At 62.8% G+C, this 234-nt stretch carries 1 pseudogene; it reads right to left on the bottom strand.

Annotated features, from left to right (window positions below):
* Nucleotides 1-234, bottom strand: a pseudogene (locus tag ACPYOJ_RS36945) (hypothetical protein); the annotation flags it as partial.

The raw sequence follows: 234 nt of genomic DNA, 5'->3' as shown, positions 1-234 counted from the left end.
CCGACCAGTCTGCCGTCGGCTCCAAGTTTGACCGCATTGCAGGAGCCTGCCATTCTGGCGTTGGTCGAAACCTCATCTAGCAGGCTCATCGTCGTGATCTTGTGCGGCAGGGTGATCAGAGCGCCGCGGATATTCGAAAGCCAGAAGACGAGCTTGAGGAAGGAAGGATAGTCTTCATGCCTTCCGCCCCTCTCCACTACTCCCTCCCCCCCCCCCCCCCCCCCCCCCCCCCCC

The organism is Rhizobium sp. SVR5-9E, from assembly GCF_056755095.1.
Note: the sequence above shows the minus strand (reverse complement) of the source record. Positions and strands in the feature narration are given on the sequence as shown.